Source organism: Paenibacillus sp. 2RAB27 (assembly GCF_052115445.1).
Lineage (GTDB): Bacteria > Bacillota > Bacilli > Paenibacillales > NBRC-103111 > Paenibacillus_E.
This window is the reverse complement of sequence record NZ_JBFRGR010000009.1, coordinates 50,099-69,761: the sequence shown is the minus strand read 5'-3', so window position 1 is coordinate 69,761 and position 19,663 is coordinate 50,099. Positions and strand designations below refer to the sequence as shown.

At 42.0% G+C, this 19,663-nt stretch carries 15 protein-coding genes and 3 pseudogenes; 4 read left to right on the top strand and 14 right to left on the bottom strand.

What is annotated here, in order from left to right; translation table 11 throughout:
* Positions 1-60 precede the first annotated feature (60 nt).
* The 5 genes from AB4114_RS15050 to AB4114_RS15030 form a co-directional block, all read right to left on the bottom strand.
* Positions 61-948 carry a carbohydrate ABC transporter permease gene (locus AB4114_RS15050; protein WP_441989161.1) on the bottom strand — a complete coding sequence of 296 codons (888 nt, stop codon included), beginning with the start codon at positions 946-948 and terminating at the stop codon, positions 61-63.
* A gap of 13 nt (positions 949-961) precedes the next feature.
* Complete coding sequence (locus AB4114_RS15045; RefSeq protein ID WP_441989160.1) at positions 962-1,873, bottom strand: ABC transporter permease; 912 nt, start codon at positions 1,871-1,873, stop codon at positions 962-964.
* 343 nt (positions 1,874-2,216) lie between these two features.
* Entirely contained in the window at positions 2,217-3,098 is an 882-nt protein-coding gene (locus AB4114_RS15040) for a carbohydrate ABC transporter permease (RefSeq protein ID WP_441989159.1), read from the bottom strand.
* Positions 3,099-3,110: 12 nt separating this feature from the next.
* Positions 3,111-4,052, bottom strand: coding sequence for an ABC transporter permease (locus AB4114_RS15035; protein ID WP_441989289.1), 942 nt, complete (start codon positions 4,050-4,052; stop codon positions 3,111-3,113).
* Between the two features lie 72 nt (positions 4,053-4,124).
* Positions 4,125-5,810 carry an extracellular solute-binding protein gene (locus tag AB4114_RS15030; RefSeq protein ID WP_441989158.1) on the bottom strand — a complete coding sequence of 562 codons (1,686 nt, stop codon included), beginning with the start codon at positions 5,808-5,810 and terminating at the stop codon, positions 4,125-4,127.
* 515 nt (positions 5,811-6,325) lie between these two features.
* On the opposite strand from AB4114_RS15030, the gene AB4114_RS15025 reads away from it, so the two are divergent.
* The 3 genes and pseudogenes from AB4114_RS15025 to AB4114_RS15015 all read left to right on the top strand — a co-directional run bounded on the left by AB4114_RS15025 (position 6,326) and on the right by AB4114_RS15015 (position 9,413).
* Complete coding sequence (locus tag AB4114_RS15025) at positions 6,326-8,617, top strand: helix-turn-helix domain-containing protein (RefSeq protein WP_441989157.1); 2,292 nt, start codon at positions 6,326-6,328, stop codon at positions 8,615-8,617.
* 129 nt (positions 8,618-8,746) lie between these two features.
* A pseudogene (locus tag AB4114_RS15020) lies at positions 8,747-9,025 on the top strand (metalloregulator ArsR/SmtB family transcription factor); the annotation flags it as partial.
* A gap of 196 nt (positions 9,026-9,221) precedes the next feature.
* A complete protein-coding gene (locus AB4114_RS15015) occupies positions 9,222-9,413 on the top strand; it encodes a hypothetical protein (RefSeq protein WP_441989156.1) in 192 nt (63 codons plus the stop codon).
* 143 nt (positions 9,414-9,556) lie between these two features.
* Here AB4114_RS15015 and AB4114_RS15010 read toward each other — a convergent pair whose 3' ends face one another.
* The 3 genes and pseudogenes from AB4114_RS15010 to AB4114_RS15000 form a co-directional block, all read right to left on the bottom strand.
* Positions 9,557-10,228: an ABC transporter ATP-binding protein gene (locus AB4114_RS15010; RefSeq protein ID WP_441989155.1), complete on the bottom strand. Its 672-nt coding sequence runs from the start codon at positions 10,226-10,228 to the stop codon at positions 9,557-9,559.
* A 55-nt stretch (positions 10,229-10,283) separates the two neighbouring features.
* Positions 10,284-10,862, bottom strand: a complete 579-nt coding sequence (sigK, locus tag AB4114_RS15005; RefSeq protein WP_441989154.1) for an RNA polymerase sporulation sigma factor SigK — start codon at positions 10,860-10,862, stop codon at positions 10,284-10,286.
* A gap of 303 nt (positions 10,863-11,165) precedes the next feature.
* A pseudogene (locus AB4114_RS15000) lies at positions 11,166-11,345 on the bottom strand (DDE-type integrase/transposase/recombinase); the annotation flags it as partial.
* 13 nt (positions 11,346-11,358) lie between these two features.
* On the opposite strand from AB4114_RS15000, the pseudogene AB4114_RS14995 reads away from it, so the two are divergent.
* Positions 11,359-11,672, top strand: a pseudogene (locus AB4114_RS14995) (transposase); the annotation flags it as partial.
* Positions 11,673-11,824: 152 nt separating this feature from the next.
* On the opposite strand, the gene AB4114_RS14990 reads toward AB4114_RS14995, so the two are convergent.
* From AB4114_RS14990 to AB4114_RS14965, 6 genes are all read right to left on the bottom strand, one after another.
* The gene (locus AB4114_RS14990) at positions 11,825-12,868 is read right to left on the bottom strand and encodes a LacI family DNA-binding transcriptional regulator (RefSeq protein WP_441989153.1); all 1,044 of its coding nucleotides are present in this window, start codon (positions 12,866-12,868) and stop codon (positions 11,825-11,827) included.
* Between the two features lie 312 nt (positions 12,869-13,180).
* The gene (locus AB4114_RS14985) at positions 13,181-14,872 is read right to left on the bottom strand and encodes a methyl-accepting chemotaxis protein (protein ID WP_441989288.1); all 1,692 of its coding nucleotides are present in this window, start codon (positions 14,870-14,872) and stop codon (positions 13,181-13,183) included.
* A 185-nt stretch (positions 14,873-15,057) separates the two neighbouring features.
* Entirely contained in the window at positions 15,058-16,131 is a 1,074-nt protein-coding gene (locus tag AB4114_RS14980) for a Gfo/Idh/MocA family protein (protein WP_441989152.1), read from the bottom strand.
* Between the two features lie 79 nt (positions 16,132-16,210).
* On the bottom strand, positions 16,211-17,725 hold the full coding sequence (locus tag AB4114_RS14975) for a tripartite tricarboxylate transporter permease (RefSeq protein WP_441989151.1): 1,515 nt from the start codon (positions 17,723-17,725) through the stop codon (positions 16,211-16,213).
* An 18-nt stretch (positions 17,726-17,743) separates the two neighbouring features.
* On the bottom strand, positions 17,744-18,247 hold the full coding sequence (locus AB4114_RS14970; protein ID WP_441989150.1) for a tripartite tricarboxylate transporter TctB family protein: 504 nt from the start codon (positions 18,245-18,247) through the stop codon (positions 17,744-17,746).
* Positions 18,248-18,274: 27 nt separating this feature from the next.
* Complete coding sequence (locus tag AB4114_RS14965; RefSeq protein ID WP_441989149.1) at positions 18,275-19,318, bottom strand: Bug family tripartite tricarboxylate transporter substrate binding protein; 1,044 nt, start codon at positions 19,316-19,318, stop codon at positions 18,275-18,277.
* Positions 19,319-19,663: the final 345 nt, after the last annotated feature.

Sequence of the window (19,663 nt, the reverse complement as noted above, 5' to 3'; positions counted from 1 at the left end):
TGCTTTTCCTCCCTTTTTTGTTCACGCATGTATGCTCAACCGAATTCGGTTAACGCCGTTTTACCCTTTGACCGAACCAACCGTCAATCCCTTTACAAAATATCGTTGAAGGAATGGATACAATAAAACGATGGGGCCGATTGTCAGACATACAGTCGCCAGCTGTACACCATAGGACGGAATAGCCTGCGTATAGCTTGTGCCTGAACCTTGGATGTACGATGCGGCGTTAATATTGGAGATCAATTGGCGAATCATAATTTGTAATGGGTGCAGGGTTTCATCGTCGATAAATAACAAAGCCAGCCACCAATCATTCCAGTATTGCAGCGCATACAAAAGCGTAACGGTTGCCAGCACCGGTGTGGAGATGGGGAGAATAATCCGGAAAAAGGTTCGGTATTCCCCAGCTCCGTCTACGGTAGCCGCCTCATTCAACTCGTACGGCGTTGTCCGGAAGAACGCGACCATAACGAAGGTATTAAATGGATTTAGCACATAAGGCAAGATGAGTGCCCAGATCGTGTCCTTCAGGTGATACCAGTTCGCGATCATCAGGTAGAACCCTACTAAACCTGATCCGAACAGCATAGTAAAATAAGTAAGAAAAGCCAGAGTGTTGCGAAATCGAACCTTGCGATGCGAAAGGACGTATGCGTACATAGAAGTTATGAGTACCGCAATCAGCGTTCCCAGGATCGTAACCGAAATAGTAACGCCATAGCTGYGGTAAACCTGTCCTCCATTGAGCAGAAAGTGGTATGCGAATAAACTCAGTTTTTCCGGAATAATCTGGAAGCCATTAACGCGAAGCGCATTCTCATCAGTAAATGATCCGATAAGGACCATCCAAAAAGGAATCAAACAGAATAACATGAAAATGGTTGTAATCAGATACGATGACATGCTCAGGATGCGATCGTTCAGTCCATAAACCTTTCGTCTCAAATCAGATCACCTCCTAGAACAGTTTGGAATCAGGGTCGTATAATTTGATGATCCAATTAAAAAAGAGGATCGTGATCAAGCCCATCACGGATTGATAGAGCGATACGGAGGAAGCCATCCCGAAGTCGCCAAGCCCGCGCAAAGCCCTGTAGGAATAGGTATCGATAACGTCTGTTGTCGGAAACAGCAGGCTATTCTCCCCGACAATTCCGTAAATCATCCCGAAATCGCCGTAAAAGATCCGACCGATGGCAAGCAATGTCAGGATGATGATGGTCGGGCGCATCATCGGAAGAGTAATATGCAGAATTTGCTTGAACCGACTTGCTCCGTCGATCGTCGAGCTCTCATACAACTCATCGGGTATCCCGGAGATTGCAGCCAGAAAGATGACCGAATTGTATCCGGCGAACTTCCATATGGAAACTATTGTTAATATAGCTGGCCAATACGAAGGCGAGCTGTACCAATCGACGCCGGTCACACCCCATTTCTCCAGCTGCAGATTGACCAGGCCGTTCGTGGAATTCAGCAATCCGAACACCATCAGGCTGACAACCAGCCAAGATACGAAGTACGGTAAGAAGATGAACGTCTGTGCTAGCTTCTTATAGATCCGCGATCGAATTTCATTTAATAGAATTGAGATGATCAATGCTGTCCCCAATCCAAAAATAATAAAAAGCGCGTTAAGACCCAGTGTGTTTAAGGTAATCCGGATCCACTCCGTACCCCCGAAGAGAAACTTAAAGTTCTCGAAACCGTTCCAAGAGCTCCCCCAGATCCCTTCCGTAATTCTGAACTGTTTGAAGGCAATAATGTGACCGGCCATCGGCAAGTAGGCAAATAAAATGAGAAAAAGTATACCCGGCAATGCCATCACATAAAGACTACGATTTCGTACAATATCTCTCAGCAACCCCATGATGTTCTCTCCCTTCCATGCACACATTTTAGGTTTAGCCGATTGGTTCTGTAAAGTTCTTGTTTTAATAAACGGCCATTAAACAGGTGCGCAAGGAAGTTCTGATCTTAACTAAAAGTACACGTGCCATTACTGACATCAACCGGAACGCGTCTGTTCAACATTAGTTGTTGGCGGCGGCAAGTCATGGAATGATGAATAACTCTCGAGTTTTGTTGAGATTGAGCCATTTTTCGACAAGACTTTTCTCTGCCCAGATCAAATACCATCGGATAAAAATCCGATGGTATTTGATCTTATGGCAGCCACATTATATATTCGCTTCTTGCCATAATTGTCAGGTTTAACCTTTGAGCGCTCCAACCATTACTCCCTTAACAAAATACTTCTGCAAGAATGGATATGCTGCCAGGATAGGGAGTGTAGCAACCATAATAGTTGCATATTTGATCGTTTCTCCAATTGACTGTCTGTCCTGTGCTACTGTTCCGGACATCATTTCATCCGTACTGTTGGAAATCAGAATTTCCCTCAGCGCCAACTGTAACGGCCATAAATCCCGATTTCTCAAGTAAATCATGGCGCCAAACCACGCATTCCAGTGGCCTACCCCATAATACAGCACCATAACGGCAATGGTTGGCAAAGCCAGTGGCAAAATGATTTTGAATAGGATGGTGAAATCATGTGCGCCATCGATATGGGCAGATTCTACCAAACTGTCCGGAATTCCCTGGAACGCCGTTCTCATGATAATCAGATTCCAGGTTCCGATTGCTCCGGGAATGATCAAAGCCCATAATGAATCCATTAAACCGAGATTCTTGACTAACAAGAAATTGGGAATCAGCCCACCACCGAAAAACATGGTGAAAACAATCATGATGGTAATCGGCTTTCTCCAGAAGAAATCTTTCCTGGAGAGAACAAAAGCTCCCATGGATGTCATCATAATATTGTAAGCCGTGCCCACCACTACAATAAAGAGGGTATTCATATACCCGGTATAAATGATTGGATTTTTTAACACAGCTTTATAAGCATTTAGACTCAAGCCCAATGGCTTCAGAAGTAAGCCGCTATGGGCTGTAAGCTCATCTGCACTGCTCAAAGATGCAAAAATAACATAAACAAACGGATAGGCCGTTATCACAGCTAGAGCTGCTAATAAAATAACATTCACCGAATCAAAAATGTAATCCCCAACTGTCTTTTTGACAACCATGCCTTCCACTCCTTACCACAGACTGGTTTCATTAACCTTACGGCTTGTATAGTTTGCTGCTACGATTAGAATCAGGTTCACTACAGAGTTAAATAGCCCCACCGCTGCACTGAAGCTGTAATTTGCCTCCACCAATCCACGTCGGTACACATAGGATGAAATGATATCCGCTGTTTCATAAGTACTGGGATTATAAAGCAATATGACTTTTTCATATCCTTCACTCATCATATGGCCAAAATTCATGATCAACAGGATCACGATTGTGGGAGCAATTCCCGGTAGAGTGATATGGACAAACTGTTTCCACCTTCCGGCTCCGTCAATGGTTACCGCATCATATAACTCCGTGTCAATAGCGGTGAGGGCAGCGAGATAGATAATCGACCCCCAACCTACGCCCTGCCAGATGCCTGTACCTACATAAATTGTCCTAAACCATCCTGCTTCAACAAGAAAGATCGTTCGAGAGCCTCCAAAATAAGCAATAATATCATTGATCAGGCCGCCTTTTGCGAAAAAATCAATAATCATGCCACAGATAACCACCGTTGAAACAAAGTGTGGTAAATAGGTAACGGTTTGGATCGTCTTTTTAAAATATTTACTTTTGATTTCATTAAGCAATAACGCCAAAATAATAGGTGCCGGAAAAGAAAAGATAAGCTGATAGGAATTGATTAATAAGGTATTTCGGATGACTCTCCATGCGGAGATACTGTTAAAGAAATCATGAAAATGTTTTAGTCCTACCCAGTTACTGTCCCAGATTCCTTTTACGGGGCTAAATTGTTTAAACGCGATGATGACCCCGTACATTGGAACGTAGTGAAACAAGATATACCAGGCTACTACGGGCAGGGCCATCAATATCAACCATTTATTTTTTTTATAATCTTTTTTTATTGCCTGAATGAGGCTTGGCTTGTTGTATATCAAATGTTGCGGCTGCATCTTTACTTCTGGCACTATTGGAACCTCCCTGTATGGTGAAATGGGGGAATTTCTTCCCCCATTTCAATCATGCTATTTAGCAAAGATGTCGCTGATATTAAACGATTGCGGATTTAATGCCTGCGGGAATTTTTTAATGAACCGATCATAGGCGCCCTGTCTAACTTTGTTGATATCCTCAATACCTAGCTTTTTGATTTGCTCCACATATTTATCCCAAGTAGCATCCACATCTTCTTTCCCCATAAGCCACTTCAGGAACATTTCATCCTTATACGTATTAATTTCATTTTGTTTGGTAGTGGTTTGAGAGACTTCATCTGGAGTCAAATTCCCTCTATAGTTTTTATTGGCCTTGGTGACCTGCTCCGCATATTTGGTCCAGGTTTTAAGTGACTCTTGTTGCTGTGGCAACGCCATGTACTGTTCAAAATACCTCCTATCCTGTACAAAGGGTCCGTCTTTAAAGGCGCGGGTATAAAATGTTCCCATGGTTGCGATAGGCTGTCCGTTGGGATTATTCGTAACCAGCTCCGTATATTTGGGATACCCATTATCCATCTTATAGCTGACGCCCTCAATGCCGAAGTTATAGAGCATGGATCCTTCCTTCGTATAGCCATAATTCAAGAATGCGAGTGCTTCCTTCAGATTTTTCTTAGCTGTGCTGGTAATGTTCCATGCACCGTTGCTGACGGTGGGGCCGTCCTTCGGCATAAAGGGATTGAAGTCACCTTTCTTAAGTACGGGATACGGCATGGCGACCTGGTCAAATTTCGGATCTTTCTTCGCCATCAACGGCAAGTATTTGCCCAGACCTGAACCCGTGTTTCCAACGGTTGCACCAGCTTGATTTCCAGTAATTTTGGCATCGATCGTCTTGGAATTATTCGTAGCCAATTCGGGGTCTAATAGACCGTCCTTATACCATTTTACCATGGTCTTGGTATATTCCTTGAACCTTGGGTCAATCGCTCCGTATACGACCTTGCCATTCTCAATAAAGTGATCCTGGCTAATCCCCCATGCTCCGGTAAAGTAGGTCCCTTTAATATTTCCGACACTTCCGGTAAAAGGCGCGGTTGCCCCCTTCTTTTCTTTGAAGGCTTTCAATACGGTATACATTTCGTCGATGGTTTCCGGCACTTGCAGTCCCAGATCATTCAACCAGTCTTTACGCATAAAGCCTCCAAAGAAAGTGTAGATACTCTCATCACCCTTGAGGAAAGGGACATAAAACTGCTTTCCATCCTCTGTCTCTACATCCATTAATAAATTAGGATAGGCTTTATAGATTTTGGCAAGATCTGGTGCATATTTAGGGATTTCATTCTTGATGTCAACCAGTATCCCGTCTTCGTAGGCTTTTGTCCTTCCTCCAGGATAGTCTCCAAAGGTACCCACAATAAAATCCGGTATATCGCCGGACGCAAGCATAAGATTAAACTGTTCTTTCGCCGAGCCCTCTGTAGGATGGATATATTCAATCTTAACATTTAGCCTCTTCTCCAGCTCTTTGTTCAGTGCGGATTCGGCATAATTCTTCATCACCGAAAGAGAAGTACTCATCAGGGGATCCCAGACGCGGAATGTTACCGTTTTCTCAAAAGGTAATTTTATTGCGGTATCCGTCGAAGTCGAATTCGTTGTTTCAGCCCCTTTTTCCGCCTCTCCACATCCTGTCATCATCACAGATGACAAAAGAGCTATCAAGAGGGAACCGGTAGTAATCTTGGTAAAAACCTTTTTACTTTTCAACACTTTTTCCTCCCCATAAGTTTCATGTTTTTGCCACACGCAATTGTAACCTAACTGCAAGCATTCACTCTACATCAACAATTACAATTGCTAGGGCAAGTGTAGTATTTCTATCAACCGTAAATCAATCTCCATCCAACAGAATGCGTATTCAAAATCCCCAAAACCAATATCAAATTTGAGCAAATCATCATCAAAAACAAAAAACGGTGCAACGCCTAACGATGTCTGCTTCCTACGGCACTGCCGGAGTGCCGCCAGTCAGGCAGCACAGGAAGGGCATGCTCCAAGTTGTAGGCCATAGATGGTTTTATAAAGCCTGCGGGAAAATTATGGAATTTCATTTATAATGTATTGTAGTATACTATTTAGGAACGTAAACTCTCCAAGACTGGTATTCCCTGCTTGCGGAGCATGGAGACGAACCTTCGAATGTGGCTGAAGATCCGGGTCCCCTCCTTCCGTGCGGAATTTTGTTACCCGAACTCACTAATCATAATAATGAGGGGGATCTCATGAACGTAAAGAGAGTTTTGAACACTAGAAATAGTATCATTTTCACCCAAATTTTATCTTATATTTTGATTCTGTTAATTCCTATCATTTTCACTGGAATCGTTTATTTTGTTACTGTAAGGACCATTGAGCAAGAAACAAACAGGGCAAATCTTGCTATGCTGAAACAAGTTCAGCTGAATATGGACAACATCTTAAAGGATGCCGAGCGCTTAAGTTTTGATATTGCCTTTAACCCGGATATTCAATTGCTGGCCACTTCGCAGGAAACGAACTGGAATAACAAACAGTATGAGGTTTCTGAGATCGTAAAAGATTTCAAAAGGATGAATATAACGAATGGCTACATTGATAATTTTTATGTGTACCTTAAAAACTTGGATGCTGTGATTTCTTCAACAGCAGCTTCAAGGAGTAATTATATGTACTCTTTTCTTGTCAATAAAGACATAAGGTATGAACAATGGATAGATACTCTTCAAAATACGTACAGCGGCAGATATATCTCAATTGACAATAAGACAAACCCAAGTGAGAATTCCGGAGCGCTCGCTTACATGCGTTCAATCCCAATATCAAATTCGGAGAAGTCTCTTGCCACAATCGTCATCCTGTTAAATAAAGAACGATTTACTGAAATGATTCAAAATATACAATCGGCGCAGTATGGAAGTATCTTTATTTTAGACAAAGATAACAACATTCTTGCGTCGACTGCTTCTTTTCATTTATCGGACATCTTACAGGTGGATGAGCTGAACGATAGCAATAATATGCTGGTGAAAGGACAAGGAAAGGATTCGTTAATCATATCCTATACGAAATCCGATGTATCCAAGCTAAAGTATGTTTCCATTGTTCGGCGAGAGATTGTGATGGAAAAAAGTGAGTTTACAGAAAAATTAATGATTGCAAGCATTATACTATGTTTAATTTTTGGAGGAGCAGTATCGGTATTACTTACCTGGCGTAATTATAATCCGGTTCGTAATCTCATCCGTATCGTCCAAAATGGGAAAATAAAGAACTCTTATGACRGATCCGGTAATGAATATCAGTTTATTTATGAGGCAATCCAGGATGCTCTTCAAGAAAAGGAAAAAATAAACCTGAAACTTAAACAGCAAAGCAGTGTTGTGAGAGCGGATTTTCTGCATAAGCTTTTAAAAGGGAAGTTTGGCAATATATCTGTACATCATAATGCATTTTACGCTCTTGACATGCAGTTTATATCCAGTGATTTTATAGTAGTGCTCCTCTCCATAGAAGATAAGGGCAAGCTTATTTCCTTAGGGATTGGAGATGATTTTGAAGCGAAGTCAAAGCTCCCCAGCTTTGTGATCACCAATGTTTTCGAGGAGCTCTTKGGACAAAGGTATAAGAATTTTGTTACAGAGATTGATGAGAAAATAGTATTCCTAGTGAACCTGCAGGATCCTGAAGCGGTAGATCATGTGCAGGAATTGGTAAACATTACAGAAGAGCTGCAAAACTTTTTTGGGAAATATTACAATATGATCCTTACAGTTTCGATCAGCGATGCCCACACGGGTATCCATGGCATGCAGGAAGCCTATCAGGAAGCCGTAGAAGCCCTGGAATACAAATTGATTGCCGGTAACGGAAAGATCATCAGCTTCCAAAGTCTGAAATATAATGTCAGAGATTATTTCTACCCTCGTGAAAAAGAGCAAAAATTAGTGAATTGCATCAAATCCGGAGAGTTTGAAAAAGGAAAGCAATTACTTGATGACATTATTCGCTCCAACTTTATTGACGGCACTCCCACTGCTGAAATGACAAGGTATTTTATGTTTGACCTTGCAAGTACAGTAGTAAAAACAGTAAAAGAAATATCTGCTGCTGAACCGGTGGAAAAATTGTTTGTATGTGAAACCCTAGCTGAACTGCAGGCGGAAATTACCAAAACACTATCATCAGTATGTAAACGCATACAGTCAAAAACCGGTAATCGTTCCTACGAATTGAGCAGGAGTATCATCGAGTCTGTTAACACCCACTATGGAGAAGTTGCCTTAAATGTAGCGATGATTGCAGAAAATCTAGGAATTACTCCCAGTTATATGTCCAAGCTCTTCAAAGAACAAACCGGAGAAACCTTGCCGGATTATATCAATAAGGTAAGGTTAGAAAAAGCGAAAGTGTTATTAAGGGACGAAAAACTCAATATCTCCGACGTGGCTGTCAAAGTAGGGTATTTAAACAGCAATGCGTTGATACGCAGTTTTAAAAAGTATGAGGGAGTTACTCCGGGAAAATATAAAGAGTGATGCTCCTTTTATTCCAGCGGACCCGGAAGAGGTCTGTTTTTGTGAGGATATGAAATAAAGGATATGGTTTCTTTAAACAATTTGCATGTCAAAAGATAAAATGCTGTTTTACAATGAAATGGAGGATAAATACTATATCAAAAACTCCGGGCAATTCGATGCGGACAACAAGATTCTGGAGTAGGTGGGCTCCGTGCAGGGCAAACGGGAGTACCGGCGTTTCATCGGGGACTAAGTGATGAAACAGCAGGATATTCGCTCGCCGATCCGACACGCCGAAACATCCTGACCAGGCTGTCACAGAGGCCCACGACAGTCGGGGAGATCGCCGAGCCCTTCGAGATTAGCGCACCCGCGATCTCCCAGCACCTCAATGTGCTGGAGCGAGCAGGGCTGATCGAACGCACAGTGGCGGACCCTGTCGATGTGCACCGAGCCACTCGAATAATGAACATGAACATGTCCACATCCGCACCGGAGTTCACCATCACCCGCACCCTGTGCCTTCGACACCTCTGGAGTCCATCTCCTTCGACGTCCGCGAAGGCGGACCCTACCGCTACACAATGGTCAACGTCGAGACCGGCGAGGAGTAGGTTGGCGGATGCATATGAAACGTGCCGGCGGTTCCAGCAGTCTACAGAAAGCKGCTCTACTACTTGCTGTATCCCATCGTTCCATTGGACGTACCACTTGCGAGCAGGAAGAAAGGCAAAACCTGAAGTACCTCCTTGAGGACTACGAGAAGCTTACAGCAAGGCTGAAAGAGAACTTGTTGATAATTTTCCTTGATTAATAAAGATCATCATCACACTATTTTTATCTGACTTTTTCGTATGATACATTTATACATCAAGAATAAACCCGCGCAATTTGAACGGGTTTACAGTGTAAGTAATATCAATTCTGATGTTTAAATTTCACTAATACATTCCGTACTCAATGCACCAACCGCCCATCCCTAAACTGCACAATCCGTTTCGTCTGCTCCGCAACCTGTCGATCATGCGTAATCACAATAATCGTCCGCCCCTCCTCATTTAACCGCCTGAAAATATCCATGATCTCCACACCCGTCTTCGAATCCAGCGCTCCCGTAGGCTCATCTGCCAAGATGATCGGTGGGTCACCAGCCAACGTCCGGGCAATAGCAACCCGTTGCTGCTGCCCACCAGAAAGCTCCGAAGGAAAGTGCTTCCGGCGATCCAGCAAGTCGACCGATTCCAACGCTTGCAAAACAAGCGGCTCCCTCTGTTTCCTCGATAATCCCCGATAAATCAATGGTAGCTCTACATTTTCATAAGCACTTAATCTCGGCAACAAGTTAAAGTTCTGAAAAACAAACCCGATCTTCCGATTCCGAATCTCGGCCAATTGTGAATCTTTCATGGCGTGAATTTGCTTCCCATCCAKGGTGTAGACCCCTTCGTCCGAAACGTCCAAACAGCCGATGATGTTCATCAGCGTGGACTTTCCAGAGCCCGAAGGCCCCATAATAGCAACAAATTCGCCCTGCACGATATCCAGCGAAATATCATCTAACGCTCGGATCGTTTCGCCGCCCATATGATAAAATTTGCTCACATGCTCAATCTGGATTAAGGCTGTCATTGTCTTCGCCCCCATTATTTGATGCCAAATAAATGAAGAATACGATCCAATTCTTTTACCTCTTCGCCTTATAAAACTCATGATACAGCTTCATCAGCGCCCGCTTCTCGATCCGCGACACATACGAACGCGAAATCCCCAGCTCCTTCGCGATCTCCCGCTGCGTCCGCTCCTCGCCGCCAAGCTCTAACCCAAACCGACCGACTACGACTTCCTTCTCACGGTCATCCAAAATCTCTAAATTTTTATATATCTTCGACTTCTCAATCTTCAGCTGCACCGCATCCACCACATCGTCAGCTTCACTGCCGAGGATGTCAATCAACGTAATCTCATTCCCCTCTTTATCCGTTCCGATCGGGTCATGCAAAGATACATCTTTCCTCGTCTTCTTAAGCGATCGCAGATGCATCAAAATCTCATTCTCGATACAGCGCGCTGCAAAAGTCGCCAGTTTTGTCCCTTTGTTCGGGGAGAAGGACTCGATAGCTTTGATCAGTCCAATCGTCCCGATGGAGATCAAATCTTCCAAATCTTCCCCCGTATTGTCGAATTTTTTGAGGTTGTGTACACGAAGCAAGGTAAGTTCCTTCTTTCGTATCAAGAAAAAAACGAGTAATGATAAAGACTGCACCCACGTCGAAATGGACCAGCTCCTTTTTCATACTCGTTGTCAACTCAAAAATATTTAATCCATCTTTTCGAACCGACCAACCGTCAGTCATCATTCATCTGCCCTTTTTAGGATACTCCAAGCTAAAACTGACTTTCGTAATTCAGGATAATAGTTATTAGATAAAAATAATGACTATATTTAGATAGATTTAACTTAATGAATTATCTCAATCCGCTCATCGATGCGCCAGCCCTTACCATCAATATAACGCATTGGGTTATGGTGCAAAGATTCACAAAAATCTGCCAGTTACCCCACTAACGATGTGAAGCCAAGCATTGGTTTTGTGATTTTCTTTATAAACCCGTGATCTTGCTCCACAATGTTGTTAAGATACTTTGTCTGTCTAATCAAGGTTTCTTTTGTTAAGGATTCCTCATTTATTAATTCTTGTATGGCTGGTGGATATACTGGATTTTTATCCAAGGTGATTACATGTGGGATTTGAGTATGTGGTCATATGGCAATCCGAAAAGCGCAGCAAGGAAAAAAAGGTGTTGGGACAAACCAAACCGATACCTACTATTTTGACGTAGAGAAATGCAAGCGATGCCCTTTTCAAGAAGGCTGCTACAAGGCAGACGCGAAAAGTAAATCGTATTCGGTAAGTATTAATCCGAAGAGCATACTGAGCAAATTGCATCTCAGGAAAGTGAGCATTTCAAGGAGAAATCCAAAGAACGCTACAAGATTGGAGGGATGGAGCTTCAAGGAGCGATGGGGATTTTTGCAGTGAATCTGAAGCGAATATTGAAACTGAATGACTAAAAACTAATAAACCAACAGGGCATTACTGTGTAAAAAAACGGCACCTGCTCCCAAAAACAGGGAGTAAGTGCCGTTTTTTTTCGTTTCAAATATCTAGCGTTAGAAAATGCCTCCCTTCTTCAGTGGCCTTCGTCTTCCAAGAGCTTTCCTTATTAATTTATTTTTTTTACCGATTCTCCGGGTAGAAGTTCACAAGCAATTTTTAGTGTTTGCCAAGGCTTACTTTCGTTTTCTTCTAAAACATTACTAAGCAAGACGTCAGCGGCCATTTCTCCAATGAGTCGTTCTGACTGGTCAATACATGTAAATTTAGGTACATTCAACTGCGTCCAACTTGGGGTACCAATAATGACGGTAGACAGATCATCAGGTATTCCTACCCCGCGTTCTCTTAGTAATTGAACTCCCCCCTCAGCTAATGTATGGTGGCCGAACACAACTGCGGTTACTTGAGAATCCAGCAGATTTGGCATTAACCGGTAACCCCACTCCGCACCAAGACCGCCTAATTGAATCCACTTCGGTTTGACCTCAATACCATGCTCTTTCATGGCAGCTAGAAACCCCAATTTCCTCTCTTGGACATTAATAAACGTGTCCCATCCAATAAATCCGATATTGGTATGTCCATTTTCAATCAAATGTTTTGCCGCGGTATAACCACAGTTCMAGTTATCGCAACCAACAAAATCATATTGATCAACGCCAATTAATGGTCTCTCCAAAATAACGTATGGTATACCTAAGCTGCGTAGATGATCCGTATTTTCAGTCCCTTGAATGGTTGGGCTAATAATTATTCCATCCACGCGCTGTTCGATCATTTTTTTAATAATTTCCCGTTCTCTCTCCATATCATCTACAGTTGTACTGATTGAAACAAAGTATCCTCTGCTTCGAGCTACTTCCTCAATAACAACGACGATTCGAGTAAAGAAAGGATTATCGAACTGCGGAATCAGAACGGAAAGTATGCCACGTTCTTTGCCTTTTAAGCTGCTAGCTACGGCACTCTTCATATAATTGAGCTCTTTAGCCGCTTGAATCACCCGTTCCTTTAACTCTGAGCTTACATAACGTTTATTGGAATCATTGAGAATATATGATACAGTGGCAATTGAAGTTTCTGCCAACTTGGCTACATCGTTAAGTGTTGCATATTTCTTTTTTTTCGGTTTATCGATTAAAACCACCATTTCCCCTCCTCAACATAAGGTAAACGTTTACTTTCTAATATAAAATTCTCCCTAGAATTAATAAAAAAACACAACCCTTTTCGACTAATTCTAGGTATATTTCCAGTTGAAGTCAAGGTCTATACACACAATTCTTTACGTTAACGGAAAATTGTCATGGCTCGGACATACACCTATCAACATTATAAGCATAAGGCCTCATACTCCATAAAGTTATGCCTTTGTTCCCCGTAGAAATACAGAGCAAAAAGCCGAATTCTCACTATACGAATAGTTTAAGTCTTCGACTTGACTCACTTACTTTCAAAAAAGTTACACTTTAAATTTCCTTACTAACGTTTGTAGTTCTTCCGCCATTTGAGCAAGATACGTTGCTGAAGATGAGAGTTCTTCCATAGAGGCTAACTGTTCCTCAGATGCACTTGAGACGCTTTGTGTACCTGATGCAGTTTCTTCTGATTGCTGTGAAACGATGTTTATCAAATTGACTACTTCTTGTGCGCTAGCCGACACTTGTTCAATGGCTGTAGAAACTCCCTCAACTTGCCTTGACACACCATTGACTGATCGTTGGATCTTCTCAAAAGATTCGCCTGCTTGATTAATAACAGATGTTCCTTCATTTACCTCAATAAGCGTCTTTTCCATAGATAAAACCGCTTTATCCGTTTCAATGTGAAGATCGTGAATAAGTTCAGTAATTTTGTTGGCCGAGCTGTCTGATTGCTTCGAAAGTTTTTTCACCTCATTTGCGACTACCGCAAATCCCTTACCTTGTTCGCCAGCACGCGCGGATTCAATTGCCGCATTAAGTGCTAATAAATTGGTTTGTGAAGCTATATCCGTAATCACTACGGCAATTTGATCAATTTCTGATAATTGTTTTCCAAGATTATGAATGATTCCTGCTAAACCATGAATGGATAGCTTAATAAAATTCATTTGATCGACTACCGATTGTATAGCTTCATTACCTGAGAGTGCGAATGCAGATGATACCGTGGACGTTTTCGATACTTCCTGAATGTTGGTAGCAATCTGCTGAATGCCCACCGACATTTTGGTTATCCTTGTTACGCTTTCGCTCAAGCTTAGTACTTGCTTTTCAGATCTAACAGCCATTTCCTGCATATTAAAAGCAATATGTTCCGTTGCTTGACCTGTTTGTTGAGAACAAGCGTTTAAATGCTCAGAAGAGTAAGCTATTTGATGTGCAGTAGTACCTACCTGTTGCACCATCATCCGGAGATTATGGATCATTTGATTAAAATGAAGAGCTAAATCACCGATCTCATCTTTGGACTTCACGATAATTTGCTTTGTTAGATCTCCACCTCCCTCAGCAATTTCCTTTAATTGCCTATTCACTTGAAGAACAGGTTTAACTATTTTTCCAGATATCAATAATGCAAGCCCTATCCCAATTAAAAAAGTAACAATGATTATGGTAATATTGAATTTTCTGACAAAAGACTTGAAAGTAACAATAGCCGCATCTTGCGTTAAAATTAATTCCGATAAGCCATCATTATAGGTAATTAATGAGTTTATTACAGGATCAAAAGGAACCTCTGTATACATAGATTGAGCCGCTTGGGCCCCCTTGCTTTGGACAGCACTGAAAGAAGCATCAATTCCTCGAATATATGTATTCCATTCATTATCAAAGGTTGTAATTGATTTTAACTGCTCGTTATCATGGAAATGGCCTTTGATTATTAGCTTTAATTGTTCAGAAACGTTTTCGATGTCCTTATCCATTAAGGACTTATATCTCTCTTTGTTCTCCTTTGTTGAACTCATTAAATACCTGCCACCATCATCATTCGTCGTGCGGACTAAATAATTAATTTTTTGTAAAATAGATTGTTCATTTTTGCTACCCATGATTTCGTTCGTTAAGGTATTTACTCTTTCTTGAATCCACATATTACATGTGATGGCAATTAGAAATAAAAATAAAAGTGCTAGAAATCCTGACATAAGCTTTAATCGAATGGTCATTCTCAAGTTAATCCCCCCTTAAATTGAATGTAAAAATGAGCAATGCAATCACATCTAGGTCATCTTATCATCGAGGCATTGGGATCGTTGCTTTAAAAAATAGCCGATAACTCACTACAATACATAGTGTGTTGTCGGCCTTAGTCTTTTAGTAGGTAAACGTTTACTTGAAGTTTAACATTTTATTAACACACGGTAACTTGGTTTGAAAGTGTAACCGACTGACCTGTACGAGCTGACTCGTAAATCGCCAAGATAATTTCCAGCGGTTTATACCCCTCTTCACCATTAATGACAGGCTCGCGGTTTTCTTCAATCGCTGCAATCATGTCATTCATTTGTTTAATATGACCTGTTCCTTCAATTGCACCAGGGTCACCAGCGGTTGTTGCTCCACCTTTAATCATTGAAATGGCAGGTTTCTCATGAGAATCCGCTTCTCCCACTTCAGACTTTAATACTCTAAATACAAGCTCATCGCCATCAATAACGGCACTTCCGTCTTTTCCAAATATTTCAATACGCGCTGTTAGACCCGGATAAGCGCAAGTGGTGGCTACTATTGTACCAATAGCTCCGTTGCGAAAACGTAGAGTGGCTACAGCAGCGTCTTCAACTTCGATTCGATCATGACCCAATGTTTCACAATGCGCATACACGCTCTCGACTGGCCCCATTAAATACTGCAAGACGTCAATCGAGTGAACTCCTTGGTTCATTAATGCCCCACCCCCGTCAAATGCCCAGGTCCCACGCCAAGCTCCACTATCATAGTACTCTTGCGAACGGTACCAGTTGATCGCTACAGATCCCAATACTAATTTCCCAAACCTACCGCTCTCAATGTCCTGCTTCACTTGCTGGGTTGAAGGTTGTAAACGATGCTGTGAAATAACGRCTAACTTAACTCCCGCTTGACGACATTCTTTAATCATTTTCAAAGCATTCTCTGCCGTAATATCGATTGGCTTCTCCGTAATAATATGTTTTCCTGCACGTGCAGCAGCGATAGTAAACTTTGCATGCATGCCGCTTGGCAAGCAAATATTTACGATATCTACATCAGGACGAGCGAGCACTTCATCTAAGTTGCAGGACCACTCACAGCCGTATTTTTCACCGAACTCACGGGCTTTTTCTTCGCTCAGATCACAAATAACAACCAATTTCCCTTTATCAACATCTAACAATCGCTGTGCATGAATATGCCCAATTACGCCCGCTCCAATGATTGCAAACCCATACTTTTCTTTGCTCATCTCTCTACTCCTCCTAGAAGAATAATCGACTCTGCCGTCTCCTGACCAGGAAGTGGGCAGAATCTCTATTCTCTCTCTATTATTTCGCTGCAATGTCCTTCTTGTTTGTGAACATTCCTTTTACCTTATTAAATGCATTAAACTGCGATAAAACTAAAAGCAAAATGAAGATGACTAAAACTAAACATAAAGGTCTTGTAAACAACGGCTCTAGACTGCCACCAGACAGAACCATTGCACGTCTTAAGTTCGTATCCACCATAGGTCCGAGAACGACCCCAAGCAAAAACGGGGAAGCTGGAAATTTCATCTTGGACATCAGTAGCCCAATAATACCGAAAATAAACATGATATAAATACTTGAAATCTTGTTATCGATAACATACGAACCTACGGCACAAATAACAAAGATAACTGGCATCAGGATGCGCTTATCAATTCGAAGTACCTTTACCGTATATCTGGAGATTAGGAGTCCTAAGAACAACATAACAAAGGCACTTGCTGTCAAGTACAAGCTCATGGAGTATATAAACCCTGGCGATTCGGTCATCATTAATGGTCCTGGTCTTAAACCATGAAGCCACATAGCTGCAAGCAATACGGCCGAAGAAGTACTTCCGGGAATGGCCAAGGTCAATAAGGGAATAATATGGCCGCCGATGGTGGAATTAATTCCTGTTTCTGCAGCGATAACGCCCTCATAAGAACCTGTGCCGAATAATTCTTTCTTTTTACTGCGAACTTTTGCCGCCCAGTACGATAACCAGCCTGCCACGTCCTCGCCAACTCCGGGGACAAGCCCGATAAGAACTCCGATCACACCCGAACGAAATATCGTTGGCGTATTTCCCTTAATGATGCCTAACCCCTTTTTGACTCGCAGATCAAGGACTTCCGTAGGAACCTTAATCTGCTGCTTCTTAAAGGAATTCACAATTTCAGGGAATCCGAACAAGCCAATCATGATGGGAACCAATGAAAGCCCTGCCATCAGTTCCACGCTGCCGAATGAAAAACGCGGGTATGAATTTATACCGTCTAACCCGATTTGTGATACGAACAAACCCAGCGCACCGGCAATCCATCCTTTGATTGCATTTCCGCCAGAAGTCAAACTACCGCAAATGATAACTCCGAACAAGCCCAGCAAGAAAAATTCCCACGAACCGAACTTCAAGGAGATCTTCGAAAGCATGGGGCTTAGCACCAAGACGCAAACAGCGCCGAATAGTGTCCCAAGGAAAGCGGAGAAATTCCCGAGGAAAATACCTAAGCCAGCTTCACCTCTCTGTCCGATCTTATAACCGTCAAGCGCTGTTGCCGCTGAAGCAGGTGTGCCCGGTATATTCAGCAAGATGGCGGTTTGAACGCCACCCGATATCGCGCCGACATACACACCTACAAGGGACAAAATAGCTGTTTCCGCGGAAACGCTATACGTTAAACCAGTCAAAAGAGCAATAGCCATCGTTGAGGTCAATCCCGGTAGTACACCCACAATCAATCCAAAAAATACAGATAGAACGAGTGTAATTAAATTAACAGGAGACATCAGAGAGTATAAAGCCTCAAGTGTATAATGCAGTGTCATTTTGTTTGCCTTCTCTCCTTAGAATAAAGGAACTTTAAATAATATTTCAAAAAGTACGTATAACGAAATGCTTACGGAAACCGCAGTCAAAATGATTTTCAAATACGATCCCGCATTTAATACTTTCATCAGAAACACCATGAAGATCACCGATGACAACAAAAAAGGCAACCTCGGCACTAAGACAAAACAATACACAGCAATAATAAGGATMCCTGTAAACATACTACGTACATCTGCATCCTTGAAAAATGGTCCAAACCATTCACTTATCGCTCGTAAGTTGCCACTAAAACCCACGTTTTTCACACTTTTAATAAATAACACAATCGTGCACAGCATCAACATGCTTCCAATAATAATCGGCAGCAGTCCTGGTGATGAGTATACTGGCCCTCCGACCGAATTTATCATCATCCAGCTATCCGCTACAATATAAACCGAAACTAGAAACAAACAGATTGACGTTATGAAATCCAGATGTTTAGGCGTTCCTGCCGTTGTGCCTGAGTTATTCTCCATCTGTTGCTCACCTTATTTCTATCAAATTTATTTTGTTGGCTTTTTAATGTTAAATTTCTCAGGAGAGATTTTGGCAACTCCGCCATCATATAATGCCCAGTCCACAGTCGAAGCGAGCTTCTCTACATATTGCTGAGCCTTATCACCACTGAGACCTAGGATCTCTACACCTTTTTCTGCAGCAAACTTCTTGACACTATCACTTTCCACTGCTTTTTTGAAGGCTTCATCAATTTTCTTCACTACGTCAGCCGGCGTATCTTTCGGTACACCAATACCAAACGCTTCACCAAGTGGGACAACGGATTTCAATTCTGGTGCAACTTGCGTTATGGAAGGGATGGGATCAGCACCTTCGATAGCAAGTGGTTTATCTGTCAAAGCAGCAAGCCCTTTTAATTTTTTGCCACGAATCATATCAACCATTTCCATAGACAATTGAGGCACCACTTCGACTTCACCAGAAATTGTAGCTACGATAGCAGGGTTGCCTCCTGCATAAGGGACATGCTTGTATGTGAACCCAAGGTTTGATTTAAGTACTTCACTGGCGATATGCCCACCTGTACCAACACCTGCTGTTCCTATGGATACGTTCCCAGGATTGTCTTTCAAACCTTTAATCAACTGATTGATATCCTGGTACTTAGAATCTGGCTTCACAGCAATAATGTTAGGAGAGAAGGCTGCAATCCAAATGTTCCAATCGCGATACGTTTGCTCTGTATAGCCCATAACCGGATAGCTTGAAAATGACATAAAGCCGTTACCCATAATGGTATAACCGTCATGCGGAGCGTTCCAGACGTTAATCGTTCCTACAGAACCACTGGCTCCTGGTGTATTGACAACGCTAATATTTTTACCTAGTGCTTTGGACATTTCATTTGCTACGGCTCTAGTTGTAAGATCCGTTCCGCCCCCGGGAGCATAAGGAACAATTAAAGTAATATCTTTAGATGGGAACTGGGCTTGCGCACCCTTGAACATAGGTGAAATCTTCGGCCAACCTACTGCTAATCCGATAATGGCTACTGCGGCAACACCGATAATGATCTGTTGTTTTTTCATTTTACTTCCTCCTAATGGATTAGTTTATTAGCGTTTAACACGACAAAGCTCACTTGAAAACTCGGCTTAATTACTTCTAATGTGATCGTGTATTTCATGTTTAATATCTCTCTGATGAAAATACCTCCTCTTTTTAGTTAAACGTTTACTTATTTAAGGTAAACGTTTACTTGATCACTGTAAGCGTTTCCTGAATTATATCTTAATCCCATATCCCAATTGCTGTCAAGGTATTTTTTGTCGTTTTTTGTCTAATGCGAATCATTTGAATTGACTTACAGAAACTGTTGGAATTTGCTATTTAAAATTCCTAAAAGAATTTAGGTTACTCTTCAGGCAGTCTAT